Origin of the sequence: Rhodococcus sp. D-46 (assembly GCF_011290655.1) — a bacterium.
Classification (GTDB): Bacteria; Actinomycetota; Actinomycetes; order Mycobacteriales; family Mycobacteriaceae; genus Rhodococcus_F; species Rhodococcus_F qingshengii.
The window spans coordinates 1-15,797 of the sequence record NZ_JAANTF010000009.1 but is presented as its reverse complement, the minus strand read 5'-3'; the positions used below and the strand labels follow the sequence as shown (position 1 = coordinate 15,797).

The 15,797-nt window shown below is 62.7% G+C and carries 15 protein-coding genes; 7 read left to right on the top strand and 8 right to left on the bottom strand.

All coding sequences use genetic code 11. The features are described from left to right. Positions 1 to 23 precede the first annotated feature (23 nt). Positions 24 to 1,457: a putative nucleotidyltransferase substrate binding domain-containing protein gene (locus G9U53_RS23080; RefSeq protein ID WP_231915016.1), complete on the top strand. Its 1,434-nt coding sequence runs from the start codon at positions 24 to 26 to the stop codon at positions 1,455 to 1,457. Next, positions 1,454 to 2,236: a Fic family protein gene (locus tag G9U53_RS23075; protein ID WP_075833101.1), complete on the top strand. Its 783-nt coding sequence runs from the start codon at positions 1,454 to 1,456 to the stop codon at positions 2,234 to 2,236. Before G9U53_RS23080 ends, G9U53_RS23075 begins: the two co-directional genes overlap by 4 nt. A gap of 115 nt (positions 2,237 to 2,351) precedes the next feature. Here the strand turns inward: G9U53_RS23075 and G9U53_RS23070 are convergent, their stop codons facing one another. From G9U53_RS23070 to G9U53_RS23055, 4 genes are read right to left on the bottom strand one after another with little or no spacing between them, the layout of a single operon-like run. Continuing rightward, a complete protein-coding gene (locus tag G9U53_RS23070; protein ID WP_165639243.1) occupies positions 2,352 to 4,334 on the bottom strand; it encodes a 5-oxoprolinase/urea amidolyase family protein in 1,983 nt (660 codons plus the stop codon). Further along, a complete protein-coding gene (locus G9U53_RS23065) occupies positions 4,331 to 4,984 on the bottom strand; it encodes an urea amidolyase associated protein UAAP2 (protein ID WP_007728099.1) in 654 nt (217 codons plus the stop codon). The genes G9U53_RS23070 and G9U53_RS23065 overlap by 4 nt, the downstream gene beginning before the upstream one ends. Continuing rightward, on the bottom strand, positions 4,981 to 5,814 hold the full coding sequence (locus G9U53_RS23060) for an urea amidolyase associated protein UAAP1 (RefSeq protein ID WP_047270362.1): 834 nt from the start codon (positions 5,812 to 5,814) through the stop codon (positions 4,981 to 4,983). Before G9U53_RS23060 ends, G9U53_RS23065 begins: the two co-directional genes overlap by 4 nt. A 2-nt stretch (positions 5,815 to 5,816) precedes the next feature. Beyond that, entirely contained in the window at positions 5,817 to 7,376 is a 1,560-nt protein-coding gene (locus G9U53_RS23055; RefSeq protein WP_165639242.1) for an amino acid permease, read from the bottom strand. Between the two features lie 197 nt (positions 7,377 to 7,573). Here G9U53_RS23055 and G9U53_RS23050 point away from each other — a divergent pair, with 197 nt between their 5' ends. Then, positions 7,574 to 8,305: a TetR/AcrR family transcriptional regulator gene (locus G9U53_RS23050; protein WP_003944898.1), complete on the top strand. Its 732-nt coding sequence runs from the start codon at positions 7,574 to 7,576 to the stop codon at positions 8,303 to 8,305. 12 nt (positions 8,306 to 8,317) lie between these two features. Here G9U53_RS23050 and G9U53_RS23045 read toward each other — a convergent pair whose 3' ends face one another. Continuing rightward, positions 8,318 to 8,872 (bottom strand): transglycosylase family protein, encoded by a 555-nt coding sequence (locus tag G9U53_RS23045; protein WP_003944949.1) that lies wholly within the window; start codon positions 8,870 to 8,872, stop codon positions 8,318 to 8,320. A gap of 439 nt (positions 8,873 to 9,311) precedes the next feature. Between G9U53_RS23045 and G9U53_RS23040 the strand changes: the two genes are divergently transcribed. Beyond that, complete coding sequence (locus G9U53_RS23040; RefSeq protein WP_165639241.1) at positions 9,312 to 9,959, top strand: hypothetical protein; 648 nt, start codon at positions 9,312 to 9,314, stop codon at positions 9,957 to 9,959. Positions 9,960 to 9,976: 17 nt separating this feature from the next. Here G9U53_RS23040 and G9U53_RS23035 read toward each other — a convergent pair whose 3' ends face one another. The 3 genes from G9U53_RS23035 to G9U53_RS23025 are packed head-to-tail and all read right to left on the bottom strand — an operon-like array spanning position 9,977 to position 14,058. Beyond that, positions 9,977 to 11,659: an ATP-binding cassette domain-containing protein gene (locus G9U53_RS23035; RefSeq protein ID WP_050656324.1), complete on the bottom strand. Its 1,683-nt coding sequence runs from the start codon at positions 11,657 to 11,659 to the stop codon at positions 9,977 to 9,979. 15 nt (positions 11,660 to 11,674) lie between these two features. Then, positions 11,675 to 13,438, bottom strand: coding sequence for a 3-oxosteroid 1-dehydrogenase (gene kstD, locus G9U53_RS23030; RefSeq protein WP_165639240.1), 1,764 nt, complete (start codon positions 13,436 to 13,438; stop codon positions 11,675 to 11,677). Beyond that, complete coding sequence (locus G9U53_RS23025; protein ID WP_030536452.1) at positions 13,438 to 14,058, bottom strand: TetR/AcrR family transcriptional regulator; 621 nt, start codon at positions 14,056 to 14,058, stop codon at positions 13,438 to 13,440. Before G9U53_RS23025 ends, kstD begins: the two co-directional genes overlap by 1 nt. 260 nt (positions 14,059 to 14,318) lie before the next feature. Here G9U53_RS23025 and G9U53_RS23020 point away from each other — a divergent pair, with 260 nt between their 5' ends. From G9U53_RS23020 to G9U53_RS23010, 3 genes are all read left to right on the top strand, one after another. Continuing rightward, the gene (locus G9U53_RS23020; RefSeq protein ID WP_007728109.1) at positions 14,319 to 14,528 is read left to right on the top strand and encodes a hypothetical protein; all 210 of its coding nucleotides are present in this window, start codon (positions 14,319 to 14,321) and stop codon (positions 14,526 to 14,528) included. Next, a complete protein-coding gene (locus G9U53_RS23015) occupies positions 14,525 to 15,580 on the top strand; it encodes a serine/threonine protein phosphatase (protein ID WP_165639239.1) in 1,056 nt (351 codons plus the stop codon). Before G9U53_RS23020 ends, G9U53_RS23015 begins: the two co-directional genes overlap by 4 nt. Positions 15,581 to 15,661: 81 nt before the next feature. Continuing rightward, positions 15,662 to 15,797 (top strand): ATP-binding cassette domain-containing protein (locus G9U53_RS23010; protein ID WP_124567042.1); only part of this gene is annotated, 136 nt, incomplete at its 3' end.

Here is a 15,797-nt window from a genome sequence, read left to right as displayed (position 1 = left end):
GACACACCTGCGACAATGACCCCATGACGGGGCACTCGACGGGGCAAGGCATGCAGAGTCCCGCCATGCGCCGGGTGCGAGACCTGTTGCGCGGGCCCGCAATTGTCTGCGATGGCCGAGCAACCATCCGCGAGGCCGCGAAGTTGATGACCGACGCGGGCCGCCGCGCTGTTGTGATCCCGACGGAGACAACCGGTTTCGGAATCTTCACCGAAGGTGACCTACGTGCTCGTGTGGTAGTCGGTGGTATCGACAGCAATCAGCCGGTATCAACGGTGATGACGCCGTCAGCAGTGACAGTCGATCCGGATCGATTGGGCGCCGACGCCGTGACCGACATGCTCGAGTACGGATTGCGCCATCTCCCGGTCGTGACCGAGGCAGGCGCACTGATGGGCGTGCTCGAACTCAGCGACCTCCTGACTTCGGCCACCAATCAGGGTTTCGAACTGCGCGCAGCGCTCGCCACAGCACAGGATGACGCCCACCTCGTCGAAACAGCCCGCGCGGTCCCTGTTCTGGTGACGGAATTGGTGGCGTCACGGGTCTCACCGCTCGACATCGGTGCGACGCTGGCGGTGCTGATCGACGTGACGGTCAGGCGCGCCATCGAATTGGTGGTGGACGGAGACGAGCGACCGGATTTCGCGTGGCTGTCGCTCGGCAGCGTCGCCAGACGTGAAGCGCTCCCCTCTTCGGATATCGACAGTGCGCTGGTGTGGGGCGGCGAATCTCATCACGAGGGAGCCGACGCCGCGAAGACGATCCACGACATCCTCGATCTCTGCGGGTTCCCTCGCGACACCAAGAACGCCGTCGCGACCCAGGCCAGGTTCGCTCGGACGCTCCCACAATGGCGCACTGCGCTGCGGAAATGGGTATCCAATCCGTACCAGGACCAGGCCCTGGTCATGTTGTCGATGCTGGCGGATGCCCGTGTCGTCGCGGGCGATCCGGCGTTGGATCCTCGCCCTGCGGCGTTGGATCAACTGCGACTGCACCCGGCCGTCATGCGACTGCTCCTTCGCGAAGCCGTCGGAGACAAGGCAAAGCTCCATTCGTTCAAGGACGTGATGACGCGTCGGACCGGAACCGTCGACCTCAAAGCCAGCGCCGTCCAACCGATCGTGAACATCGCTCGTTGGGCGGGGATTTCCGTGGGCGCCCGCACGAGTTCGACACTCGAACGCCTCAAGGCTGCAGCGGGAAGCGGTTTCCTACTCGACGACGACGCCCAGGTACTGATCGAATCTTTCGAGGTGTTGCAGCAGATTCGTGTCCGCCACCAGACCGATCAGTTCGCGGCAGGTCGGCCACCGACCGACGAAGTCGTGATCTCCGAACTCACTCCGCTCTCGCGGAGCTTGCTGAGCAATGCAGTGCGCGAGGTCGCAGGTGTGCAACGACGACTCGAATATGCCGCGTCCGCGTCGGCGCTACCCGACATCGATCCGTGAATCGCACTGCGCTCGAACAGGTTCTGGCGGCGGAGCGCCTCGAAGGCTGGGATCCGAGCGATGAACAGATCGCGGAACTCGAGGCCGTGATGATCGGGATGCTTTCTCGGCGTGAGTATTTCGAGCAGGAATTGGCGCGAGCCGTCGGCCTCTCGTCTGCGATTCCCCCGCGGATCCGCTGGCGAAGATCAGCGCCGTACGTCTATCGCGGTACATCGGTGCTCGCGAACAATTTCGACGTACGAGATCCCGCCGCACTGCAATCACTCGAGTTCGCGGCGACCGCGCTTCGTCTGGGTGAGGCGCATCTCGGCAGCGACCTCGTACCGCACACGCGAGACACAGCCGAACTTCTCCTACTTCACCAGCACGTTTTCCAAGATCTGTACCAGTGGGCCGGACACATCAGAACCGTCGACATCAGGAAAGGTGCGGCAACGTTTGCTCCGGTCTCGGCGATTCGGAACTACCTGTCCGAGGTCGAAGAGATCATCGCCGCCGTCGATTGGGTAGCACTCGATCACGGCGCTGCGTCGTTCGCGCTCGCATCGGTGTACTCGACGCTCAATCATGCCCACCCGTTTCGGGAAGGAAACGGGCGAACCGGAACCCTCTTCCTGCACCGACTCGCCGCCGACACCCGGTATCAGCTCGACTTGTCGCGGGTGAGCAGAACCGAGTGGGTATCCGCGTCGAGGGATTCTGCGCCTTTCCGGCCCACCGGAACCCCGTCGCCTCGCCCGTTCATCGATCTGTTCAATCGCGCGTTGACTCGCTGACGCAGACATCTGCTGCCCGTTCCAGGCGGACTGAACACCGCTACTGCTGAGTGAGCACCGCTTCCGACACTCTGGAAGCGGTGCTCACTCTAAGACGACTGTGCTCACTCGACCATCAACCGGGCAGCGCGAACTCTCCTGCGTCGGACCAGCGCTGACGCTCGGCCCCGAACGCGACGGACTGCATCGCGCGGAACTCCTCGATCGAGCGCGAGTTCGACGCGAGGAACTCCTGATGCTCGGCCAGCGAGAAGCTGCCGTCCTCGATCTCGACGCCCCCGCCGCGGCCGGCGGCGGTGTCCGCGCGCAGATCCATCAACTCTTCCGGCTCGACGGGGTACCAGGAGATCCGGTCGAAGAATCGCAGCAACCACGGAGTGCCCTCCTCGAACGGCCCGGACTTCGCGGGGTGGCGGTGATTCCACACCTGCGTCGTACGTCCGACGAACTGGTACCCGCCTGGGCCTTCCATGCCGTAGATGCAGAGGTACGCCCCACCGATCCCGACGGCGTTTTCGGGGGTCCAGGTGCGGGCGGGGTTGTACTTGGTCGTGACCAGACGATGACGCGGATCGAGCGGCGTCGCGACCGGCGCTCCGAGGTAGACGTCACCGAGTCCGAGCACCATGTATTCGGCGCCGAAGACGGTGTCGAACACGTCGTTCACGGATTCGAGACCGTTCATCCGGCGGATGAACTCGATGTTCCACGGGCACCACGGCGCGTCGGCGCGAACCCCGTGCATGTACCGCTGGATCGCTTCGCGCGTTGCCGGGTCGTCCCACGACAGTGGCATCCGCACAGTGCGACTGGGCACAACGAGTTCGTTGGCCGCCGGCAAGGTGTCCTCCGCCTCGGTGAGCATTCCCATCAGTTTGCCGACGGGCAGCACGTCCGGGTCGACGCGGACCTGCAGGCTGCGGATTCCCGGGGTGAGATCGAGTAGTCCGGCCGGCTTCTCGGCGTCGAGTCGCTGATGCAGTGCATGAGCACGCGCACGTAACGCCAGGTCGAGATTCATGTCGCCGTATTCGACCAACACGTTGTCATCGCCTGAGCGCCGGTACGTGACCACGGTGTCGCCGTCACGACGGGCTATGACGCCGTCGTCGCCGTCACCACCGGAGGAATGAACAACCGAATTGGAGGCTCGACGCGATACTCCGAGGTCACGCCGGGAGGCTGCCCGTTCGGCGCGGACCGGCACGAAGCGAATCTTGTTCCCGGGAGCCAACTGTCCGAGCTTCCAGCGATCAGCGGACACCACCGTGATCGGGCAGACGAAGCCGCCGAGGCTCGGTCCGTCGGGTCCGAGGAGGATGGGCGTGTCGCCGGTGAAGTCGAGTGCACCGATCGAATACGCGTTGTCGTGGATGTTCGAAGGGTGAAGTCCGGCTTCGCCGCCGGTGGTTCTGGCCCAGTCTGGTTTCGGACCTATCAACCGGACACCGGTGCGGTCGGAGTTGAAGTGGACCTCGTACTCGGTCGCGTACAGCGTGTCGATGTCGGAGCGGGTGAAGAACTCCGGCGCCCCGTGCGGGCCCTCGGTCACCGCAAGTTCCCAGCACGTGTGTATCGCCGGAACATGCTCGGCGGGAACAGCTCCCGCGACCCCGGTCGCCTGTCCGAGTTTGAGAACGTCTCCTGCCCGCAGAGTCCTACCTTCGTGTCCCCCGAACCTGCCCAGGGTGAAGGTCGACGCACTGCCGAGATAGTCGTCGGTCTCGATTCCGCCCTGTACGAGTACGTAGATGCGCAGTCCCGGGCCGCTGACCGTTCCGACGTCGAGCACCGATCCAGCGGGGACGAAAACTGGTCGCCACTGACCGTGTACGACGCCGTCGACGGTCACCGACACCGGGGCACCTGTGATGCAGACCGTGGTGTCTTCGTCGAACGTCATGGCAGGTCCGGCCATCGCGCATTCGATGCCGGGGGCGCCTTCGGGGTTTCCGAGTGCGGTGTTTCCCAACCGAAACGACAGGTCGTCCATCGGGCCCGATGGTGGGACTCCGATCTGCCAGTATCCGACGCGTCCTGGATAGTCCTGAACCGTCGTCAGCATTCCGGGACGCACGATGGTCAGTTTTGCGTTCATTCGTCTGCTCCCGGCCGTGTGACGATCATGCGGACGGCCGTGGGATCGAAGCCGTTGCACGGGTTGTTGATCTGCGGGCAGTTGGACACGAGGACGAGCACGTCACGTTCGGCACGCAACGCGAGCCGCTTGCCTGGTGCCGACAGTCCGTCGACGATTCCGAGTGTGCCGTCGGGGTCGACCGGGACGTTCATGAAGAAGTTGATGTTGGACACCAGGTCCCGCTTACCGAGCCCCCATTTTGCGCCCTCGACGAGGAAGTTCTCGACGCACGCGTGCTGATGCTTGGTGTGGTGGCCGTATCGCAGGGTGTTCGATTCCTGTGAGCACGCGCCGCCGACGGTGTCGTGGTTTCCGACCTCGTCTGCGACCAGGGTCATGAGTGGAGTTCCGTCGTCACTGCGGAGCACGGAGCCTGTGGACAGAAACAGGTTCTTCTGGGCTGTGACCGTCGCTGCTGCCGAGTACCGAACGCTGTGATCGTCACCGGCGTAGACGAGGGTGTCGACGGCTTGATTTCCGTGTAGATCGACGATGGTCAGAACGTCACCGGCACGGACAACTGCGGACCACGGCCCGAATGCGTCAGCAATCTCGTCGAGGATCACCGTTCCGGGAACGAGGGCGGGGACATCCAAGGTGGTGGTCATGCGATCTCCTCCAGGTTCGAAGCCGTCCAGGCATCTTCGGTATTGAGCACTGCGCGTTGGTATTCCGGCCCGAGATCGTCAAGGCTGCCGAGTTCGTCGGCGGCCTTCCACGCGAGCACTTCGAGGGACGTGGTGGGAAACTGCGGCGCCGGATCGAGTGGGTGCGCGGTGTTGGCGATCATCACGATGACGGGCAGGTGAATCAGAAGGTCGACCGTTGCGCCTGAGCCGGCGGACCCCGTACTGGTGAGAGCGCCGTCCGCCTCGACGCGGACACCGTGGAAGAAGGACAACGGAGGCGCAATGTCCTGCGGCCCGAGTCCGTTCTTCGCGGCAGCGACGGTGAACAGTTCACGCCCGGCGGGTGAGGCACTGTGCAGCGAGCCCTGCCCGTACTTCGCCTCGTTGGTGGCGCGTGACGTCGTTCCGCAGAACGCGTCGTGGTGACCCGACGTGTCTGCGACCACGGTCGCAAGTACTCGCCCCTGATCGGAGAGCAACGGGTGCCCGACGCCGAGATAGGCCTGCCATGGCACCTTGACGGTATCGGCGACGTTGAGACGCTCCCAGGGGGCGTCGGCGCGATAGAGCAAGATGTTTGCGCAGGCGCTGCCAGCGATGTCGCGAAGTCGCAATCGGGTTCCACGTGCGAGAACCTTGGTCGTGTACCGCCCACCCGGCACTGTCTCAGCCCAGGTCAGACGTTCGGGAGCGACGTCTTCGGGTGGGTTCGGCCAACGCGTTGCCGGCAATACGGGCATGGAATCGGTGATCGTTCCAGCTTGAGACCGGGCATGCTCGCGCGCTCCGGCGGTGGTCTGAGTACTCATGGTCAGGCTCCGATCGTGACGGGATTCGGGGTGGCGCGGCCACGTGGGAAGCAAGCGACTCCCAGCCCCACGACCAGCGCTACCGTGATGGGCGCGGCCCACTGCAGAATGGGGTACTCCCCGGTGGGGTTGAAGATCTCGGCTCGTGGCCAGGACAGGTTGATCACCATCAGCGCGCCGTACACAACCGCGGCGATGTTGACCGGAATTCCCCAGACGCCCAGGGAGAAAAGCTTTTTGCCTTCGGCGTCGAACTTGGGGCCGACTGCCGTGCGAGGCCATCCCTTGAGACGCTGAACCAGCAGCGGCACGGTCACCATGAGGTAGGCCAAGTAGATCAAGATGATGCATACGCTGGACAGGGTTGCAAAAATTGCCGAGTTGCCCACGTTGACGGCCAGGACGGCAATGCAGACCAGACCGATGAGGACGGACGGCGCGATAGGTGTTCCGGTGCGGGGGTTGACCTTTGCCAGTACCTGCGAGGCAGGAAGCCGCCCGTCGCGGGCCATCGAGAACATCAGCCGTGAAGCAGCAGTCTGAATGGCCAAGGTGCACACGAACACTGCGATCGAGACGTCGATCAACAAGACCGTGCCCCACGGGGAACTGAGAATCGATGTCAGTACGTACGGCAAACCTTCCGTGGCCAGGCGTCCGTCGGTGAGTGAGGGCGCTGCCATCAACGCGCCGAGGATCATCAAGCCGCCGCCGAGCGCGGAAGCGGACAGTGCAAGCCGGATCGTACGAGGTGCGACGCGTCGGGGGTTGCGGGTCTCCTCGGCCAGTTCGCCTGCCGAACCGAAGCCGACCATGACGTAAGCAGCCATCAGTCCGGACATGATCCACGCCCAGGCGTATCCGGGCTGACCGCCGGCACTGCCGGTGTCGAAGACGACGTCCGGTCCGCGCTGAGCGTGGGTGAAGAACATCCCAATCACTGCGATGACACCGACGATTTCGCAGGTCACGCCGATGTTGTTGATACGCGACATCCAGTTGACGCCGATGCAGTTGATAATGGTGGTCAGAACCAGAAGTACCGATCCGAGCAGCACGGCGTTGGCGGCACCACTCGATGAGGTGAGTGCGCTGTCCTCGCCGATGATCTGGAACCCGCTCCACACATTGGGGAGCACGACCTGCAAGGCGATCGCGGCGGCCGATGCAGTGACGATCTGAGCGAGAATCATGAACCAACCGGCGAACCAGCCGACGATCTCACCACCCATCCGCCGCGACCACTGGTAGATGGCACCCGAAATCGGATATCTGGCAGCAAGTTCCGCGAAGTTCAGAGCGACCATGAACTGACCGATGAAGACGACCGGCCACGTCCAGAAGAATGCCGGACCCGCGAAACCGAAACCGAGGCCGAACAATTGGAAGATCGTGGTGAGGATGGAGACGAAGGAGAAGCCCGCGGCGAAAGACGCGAACTTTCCCAGCGATCGATGCAGCTGCTGCTCGTAGCCGAACTCCGCGAGGTCACCGTCGTCGTGAGGCGAAGAGGCGAGTGCGGATGCGGTGGTGGGCTGCGCAGCCGGGGTGGTTGCACTCAACGGCGTACTCCTTCGGCGAGGCGATTCAGAGGCGAATAACTGTCGATTGATAGTTTTCGCGAAATCCACTCGCCGCAGGTGACGCCCGCGTATACGATTCGCCTGATTCTGTAACAGGCTCGTTGAGTACGTTTCGAGCACGTGACCGAATGCTCACAGCGGCGGCCATCCCGCACGTAAGGCCGCAGCCTGCCACTATGGAAGGCGTGACCAACGCCGGCCCCGGACGACCCCGCCTGACCGCTCGCCGACGCCCGGGTGGCACTGCCCGGGCGGAGATCTTGGATGCAGCCGCTGAACTGTTCACCACCCGAGGCTTCGCCGCGACGTCCACACGCCACATCGCCGAAGCAGTCGGAATGCGTCAGGCGTCGCTGTACAACCATTTCGCCACCAAGGACGACATCCTGGTTGCACTGCTCGCCGACACCGTGACGCCGGCGCTCGACTTCGCGGAGAATCTCAGGCCACTCGACACCGCACCCGAGGTCAAGCTGTACGCACTTTCGTACATCGACGCGGCCCAACTGATCACCGGACGGTGGAACCTCGGCGTCCTTTATCTCTTACCGGAACTGAGAAGTGACAGGTTCATGTCGTTCCGAGCCGATCGCGATCGGCTTCGCGAGCAATACCGGGCACTCGCCCAGGATGTGCTCGACGCGATTGACGATCCATCATCAACGCACCTGGCCGAGCTTCCGTTTCGCCTGGTAGAAAGCGTGATCAGCGCGCGAGCCGACGCGCTCGAAGGCACCCCGATTCCCGACGCAGCTGTCATCGCCGGGTCGGCGCTGCACATTCTTGGGTGGCGCCAGGATCTTGACCCCATCCATACGGAAGCGGCAACGCTCATTGCGAACGCAGAAACGCCGAAATTGTCCGGGGCTGCATCAGCTCCGGACAATTTCGACGCATTGAGGACCTAAACGGCCACGAGACTAGACCGAGAGGGACTGTCCCGGGAAGATCAGGTTGATGTTCGGAACCTGGCTGGCGAGGTTCTCGAGCGAGATGCCGTGTGCAGCAGCGATCTTCGACAGGGTGTCGCCTGCCTTGACCACGTAGTTGCCGCTTCCGGTGCTTGCTGCCGGAGCCGACTCGACGGAAGCCTCAGCGGTGACGGGGGCGGCTGCGGCCTCGTAGTTGCCTGCGGTGGTGCCGGTGGTCAGGTACTGACCGCAGACGGGCCATGCGCCGACGCCCTGGCCTGCGAGAACGTTCTCGGCGACACGGATCTGCTCGGCCTGGCTGGCGTTGGCAGCGTTGCCCGATCCACCGAATGCGTTCCAGGTGCTCTGCGTGAACTGCAGACCACCGTAGAAGCCGTTTCCGGTGTTGGCGGCCCAGTTACCGGAGGACTCGCAGTTTGCGACTCCGGACCAGTCGTGGCCGGCTGCCGAAGCGGTGCCGGTGCTCATGGCGAGCGGGATCGCGACGACTGCGCCTGCGGTTGCAACTGCGCCGAGGGCGCGCTTGAAGGTGATGCTGGTCATTGGGTAAATCCTCTCCGCTACCGCGGACGAGGTCGGCCCGGACGCTTTCACGTCTCGTCGATCGACTCGTCTGTTTCACTCCTGCCCCGCGAAGGTTTCGGGAGTACCGGACCCGCGGGGCAGAAGCACGCAGTTGCGGGTCGGTGTTTGCCCGGTAGTTTCGGGCTGTCAACGACCGTAGGTGATGGTCACGGATTGGTCACGGGGCAGTTTTCCGGCACTGCTGTACCAGACTCAGTCGAAACTCGAGCAATAACCACAGGTCAACTAATTGATTCGAGCTTCAACCATACCGATCGTTATCCGTCCGTTATGTGGCAACCGTCACGGTGATTTTGTGACCCACCACACCGAAACAGGCCGTGTCGGACCGCCAACGAGGATCCTGGGGATGTTAAGTGATTCCTGGCAACGGGAAAAACCAACCGCCCCAATCATTATGGAGAATGGACTGGTGATCATCGCAGTAGAAGGACCCAGCGCCGCCGGCAAGACCACCTGGTGCCGAACCCAACTCGGTGGCGAATCCGCGGCGGAGAGATTCGTCGCCGAGTATCAGCCCACCGGGTTCGAGCCGGACGGTACGGATCTCGACCTTCAGGCAAGTTACTGGACAACGGTCAATTCGAAGCGATGGTCGCAAGCGGAAGATCTCGAAGCGAGAACCGGTATCGCGCTCTGCGACAGCGACCCGCTGAAACTGCACTACAGCTGGTGTCTCGCTGCAGTGGGCGCAGCACCTCGGGAGCGATTCGAGTACGAGCTCGCGGCAGTCGAGACAGCTTTCGAGCACCTCGAACTGGGTTTCGCGGATCTGACCGTCATCTCGATACCGTCACCGGAGCAGCTTCTACTTCAGCGCGAAGGAGACCCCAGCCGCCGCCGACGGCATTTCGAGCTTCACGCGGCGCTCGCCGAGCCCCTCACCCACTGGTACTCGGCAGTGAACAGGGTAGATCCAGGTCGCGTTGTGTGGCGCTTTCCGACACAGCTCGATCTTTCGCGCTGTCCCCCGCCTCGATCGGATCGCAGCGATCCGGGCCTCCTTCGCGCGATGATCAACGAGCTGCCGCCTCTCACCAGGTAGGGAGTGGCTGCTCGATCTCAGCGCGCTCGTTCGACCCTGGCCTCGTCCCACACCGGCGACTCGCTCTCGTACACGTTCCCATCCGATCCGAAGACGAGGAACCTGTCGAACCCGCGCGCGAACCAGCGATCGTGCGTGACCGAGATGACCGTGCCGGCAAACTGAGCAATGCCCTGCTCGAGCGCGTCAGCCGAATGAAGGTCGAGGTTGTCGGTCGGTTCGTCGAGCAACAACATCGTGGCGCCGGAGAGCTCGAGGAGCAGGATCTGCAATCGTGCCTGCTGACCGCCGGACAGGTCGTCGTACTTCTGTTCCGCAGCCTGGGACAATCCGTAACGGTCCAGCGCGCGGCTCGCCGCTTCGCGTCCCATTCCGCTGCGGTGTTCGTCGCCCATGTGCAGGATCTCGAGCAGCGTGTTTCCGGTCAGATCGGGCCTGGAGTGTGTCTGCGCAAACAATCCGGGACGTACCCGAGCACCCAGCGTCGCAGTACCCCCGTGCTCGACCGGCGCGATGTCGAGCGCCTCGACAGGCAGATGCTCGCTCCCCGGATCGGTCCCCCCACCCGCCAAGAGCCGAAGGAAATGCGACTTTCCGGATCCATTGGAGCCCAGCACGGCAACCCGATCTCCGTACCAGATCTCGGTGTCGAAAGGCTTCATCAATCCGGTCAGCTCGAGATCTTGACATACCAACGCGCGCTTGGCGGTTCGCCCGCCCGCCAACCGAACCGTCACCTTCTGCTGAAGTGGAATCGCTTCGGGTGGCCCTGCCTCCTCGAACTTCGCCAACCTCGTTTGCGAGGCGTGATACCGCGCAGCGACGCCGTCGTTGAACTTGGCCTTTTCACGCAATCGCAGAACCAGGGCACGCAGTTTCGCGTGCTCCTCGTCCCAGCGTCGACGCAGTTCTTCGAATCGAGCGTTGCGATCCTCGCGGGCCTGGTGGTAGCTGGCCAGCCCAGCACCGTGGGTCCACGACGTTGCGCCGCTGATTCCGGGCTCGAGCGTCACGATGTGGGTGGCCGCGTTGGCGATCAGTTCGCGGTCGTGGCTGACGAACAAAACCACTTTCGACGATTCCGAGATCGTCTTTTCCAGCCATCGCTTGCCCGGAACATCGAGGTAGTTGTCCGGCTCGTCCAGCAGGAGTGCGTCGTCGGGCCCAGCGAACAGTGCTTCGAGAACCAACCGTTTCTGCTCGCCACCGCTGAGGGAGTTGGCCGCGCGCCACTTCGCACGGTCATAGGGAACACCGAGAGCCGCGGTAGTGACCTTGTCCCAGAAGTCTTCGGTCTCGTAGCCGCCCACGTCGGCCCAATCGGCCAGCGCATGCGAATACTTCATTTGAGTTGATTCCTCGTCGCGCTCGATCATCGCGTTTTCTGCCGTATCGAGCGCCAGTGCTGCGTCCCGGATCCGTGCCGGCGAGACGGACAACAGAAGATCGCGCACGGTGGACTCGTCGCGAACCTGGCCGACGAATTGCCGCATCACGCCCAGTGTTCCGGATCGAGTGACAGCGCCCTCGTCGGCGACGGCGTCTCCGGCGATAATGCGAAGCAACGTCGTCTTACCAGTCCCGTTGGGCCCGATCAGTGCAGTTTTTGCACCGTTGCCGACCCGAAAGCTGACACCGCTGAGCAGTTGCCGACCATCAGGGAGAAAGTAATCGACGTCGGCGATGTTGAGGTGGGTCACGCTGTCAAGAGAACCCTACCCACGACGATCTGCCAAACCATTATTCCTGCCTTCGGTCTCGAGCTCACTACCGTCACGGGATCGACCGACCGCATCGAGCGCCGCCAGATATCCGAAAACCATTGCGGGACCGATAGTTGCACCTGGACCGGCATAGGTATGACCCATCACCGGCGAGCTGGTGTTACCTGCCGCGTAGAGCCCGTCGATGACCGAACCGTCGGCGCGCAACGCTCGCGCGCGAGCGTCCGTGTTGATGCCGCCTTTGGTCCCCAGGTCTCCAGGCACCATCTTCGCGGCATAGAACGGACCCTTCGTAAGTTCTCCGAGGCTGGGGTTGGGCTTGTTGGTGCAGTCGCCGTAGTAGTGGTCGTATCTGCTTGTCCCACGGCCGAAGTCGCGATCGACTCCGTCGCGCGCGTGACTGTTGAATCGTGTGATGGTGGCGGACAGCGCATCGCCCGGCACTCCGATCTCGGCAGCGAGTTCGGCAATCGATCCAGCTCGCACAATCGCACCCGATTCGATCCACGACCGAGGTATCGGCCTGCGCGCCGGAACCCCCGCGAACAGGTAACGGTCACGGTACGTCTGATCGAAGATCAGCCAAGCCGGGATGTTCTCAGCGGGTCCTTCACCTCGGCCGTACTTTCCGCCGAACATGGCGTGTGCCGCTTCGACATAGGGAAGTGACTCGTTCATGAAGCGCTGACCGCTGGCGTTGACCATGAGGCTGCGAGGCAACGAGCGTTCCGCCAAGGCGAACCACGGGCCTTTGGGCAGTGGAATCGACGGGGCCCACCACGCGTCGTCCATGTACGAAATTGCGGCGTCGACGCGTAGAGCTGCACGGATGCCATCCCCGGTATTGGTCGGTGCCCCGAGAGTCCACTGCGCGCTACTCGGCCGTCGCTGGTACTCGCCTCGCATGTCGTCGTTGTTGTCGAACCCGCCACACGCGAGGATGACACCGCATCGAGCGTGCATGGTGGTCTGCACTCCCCCGGACTCGAGTCGCACACCCACGACACGATCACTGTCGGTCACCAAATCCACAAGCCTCGTCCCGAGCTCCACCGTCACTCCGGCGTCCCGAACTCCGAGCATCAGTTCGGCCATGAGCGCCGGCCCGAGCCCGATCAGCTTCTTCCTCCGAGCTCTTGCGGCCAGAGATCTCATTCCTACCCGAAGCATCCGCACCGGACCCCGCCAATGCCGGATCCCCGTGCTCAGCCAACGGTAATCAGATTGTTGGACAACCATGTTGAGCGGAACCTTCATGTACGGCGGATGAAGTGTCGCAAGATCGTCGCCCAGAGCTCGCGCGTCGAACGGGCGCGGCTCGCACGAGCGGCCGCTTGCACGTCCGCCAGGTGCCTCGGGAAAGTAGTCGGAGTAACCCTTCACCCATTCGAGCTCCAACGCAGAGTGACGAATCAGGAAATCGAGGGCTTCCGGACCCCGATCGAGATACGTGTCGATTCGGTCGGCGTCTGCATCCTCTCCGACAATGCTCTTCAGATATGTTCGCGCAGAGTCGATATCATCTTTCGGTGCCTCGCGGCGAAGTATCGAGTTTCCCGGAATCCACACGCCGCCCCCGGACCGGGACGACGAACCGCCCCAGTATTCGGACTTCTCCACGAGTATCGTCGAGAGTCCGTTGCGGGCTGCGGTGATGGCTGCAGACATGCCGGCAGCCCCCGATCCGACAACAACGACATCCACTACGGGCACATCTACTACGGGCGGCACGGCGCCCTGAGAGTTCTCGTCCATCACTGGTCACGACCTTTCGTGTCATCTTCGTCCTGCGTGTGCCACCGGGATCCCCGAACTGCGTCGAGCGCCCCCTCGACGCACACGGGAAGTGATGCCCCGCGCTTGTGAGGGTTACGTATCCATTGCCGATAACCGAACTCCGCCGCTGCCAACATCAAATGAACGAGAAGTCCTGGACGGCTGTCATTTTCCGGATCGAGGTACATCCGTTGTGCCACCAACTCGACCAACCGATCACGATGCTCGGGCGCGATCAGGGCGACTCGATCCATCAGGTGCGGCGCGGTGCGGAACGCTGCTCGCCACTGATCGATCTCCGAGGACTCGAAAGCATTGGAGCGTTCCAGGATTGCCCGCGAGATCGCAAGATCAGCCGACTCGGATGCCGGGCGATCCTCGAGGAGCGTCACGATTCCGGCACCGCCCTGCCTGACCGGATCCAACAGCAGATCCTCCTTGTTACGGACGTGCCGGAAGTACGTACTCGCCGATACCCCCGCTGCCGCCGCAATCTGCTCGGTGGTCACATCCTCGAAACCGTCACGCGCGAACAGATCGAATGCCGCACGTTGAATGTCTGCTCGCACCTGCAACCGCTGTCTCTCCCGTAGTGACATCAGCAACGTCCTCCCGCCTCGGCCGAGATCCGGCCGTTCTCGATAATGCGAGTCTCACCTATTGTGACAGTCACTGTCAATATCCAATTCTCTGTCAGATATCAGCAGACCCGGGCATTTCGTTGACAGGGCATCGATGCCACGACAAGCTTCGAAGATGAAACGATGGGGACCGAATCGAGACGTTTCTCCAAGAATTTGTCGATGCGGGGCTTCAAGGCGCGGTCACCGAAGCGTATTTCGGTGGTCCGCTCTGGCGCATGACCCTGCTCGCCCGTTTCGACGACCGAGCCCTTGGCCCCGACGGCGCCGTCATCTATCGAAATCGAACAGTGCTTCTCGTTCGGACCAAGTGGGGAAAGATCATCGAGCAAGAGGACTACTACGAGGACACCGCCAGAATCGGTGACTTCGACAGGCGGCTCCGCGAAATCGAAGCCGGACGAGCCTGTGGCACAGTCGTGGAATGACAGACGTCAGGATTGAACGCCACCGAAAGCTGTCGGCGTTCCTGTCTTCCCAGAACGATGTCGAACTGGCGCGACTGGTCGACACCGTTCGAATCTCGAGTGTCGGCGTAGGTGGCGCCGCAGGAGTGATCAGGGTCTATGACAACAGGCTCAACGGCGTTCCGGTATTCACCAAACGCATCCCACTGAGCGTGCGGGAAATCGCCGAGGTGGGCTCTACTTCCAACCATTTCGATCTGCCGACGTTCTGCCAGTACGGCATTGGTGGCCCAAGCTTCAACGCCTGGCGAGAACTGGCCGCGAACCTCGTGGTCACCGATGCCGTTCTGGCCGGCGAAACACAGTCGTTCCCAATGCTTTACCACTGGCGGATACTTCCCGGACGTTCGCCCGTTGCGGTCGAACACGCCGACATCGATTCCGTTCACACCGCCGGCGCCAGCCGTGAAGTGCGGACCCGTCTCGAAGCGCTTGCCGCTGCGCCGTGCAGCCTCGTACTGTTCTGCGAGTACATCGAACACCCGATCTCGAATTGGCTGGAAGACAACCCGTCCGCCAAAGCTGCCGAAGTCGAGCGACAGTTTTCGGAGATCGTGGCGTTCTTGCGCGATCGACAGTTGCTGCACATGGACGGACATTTCGGCAACATGCGCACCGACATGGAGCGGATCTATCTCACCGACTTCGGACTGGCCACATCCCCACACTTCGACCTGTCGACTGCCGAGCACGACTTCGTCCGGCGCCACGCCACTCATGACGCCGACTACGCCGCCATGCTTCTGGTCAACTGGCTGGTGACCGAGGTCTGCGGGGTACCGAGGCCGACGAGCGGCGGACCAGTCGCCCGCAACCAGTACGTACGACGATGCGCCACAGGTCATATTCCATGTGATGTGACACCAGAGGTGGCCGCGATCGTGACACGGCACGCGCCCGTCGCTGCGAGGATGAACGACTTCTACTGGCGATTGTTCGACGGCGACTTCGATGCGCCCTACCCGCATGCCGCGCCAGTTCCGACTTCCGGTCGAGCACAGGGTTTTCCCTGAACTGCCGTATTCACATCTCAGGGTTCATGTCATCCTCGGGACCGATGTGCTGGTCAGTGCCGGTAGGGCACAGTTCTCCTCATGATTGAACTGAGGGGATTGACCAAGGTTTACGGACCGACGAAAGCGGTGGACGATTTGTCGTTCACGGTCAAGCCGGGCATCGTGACGGGCTTCCTGGGCCCGAACGGTGCCGGTAAGTCGACGACGATGCGGA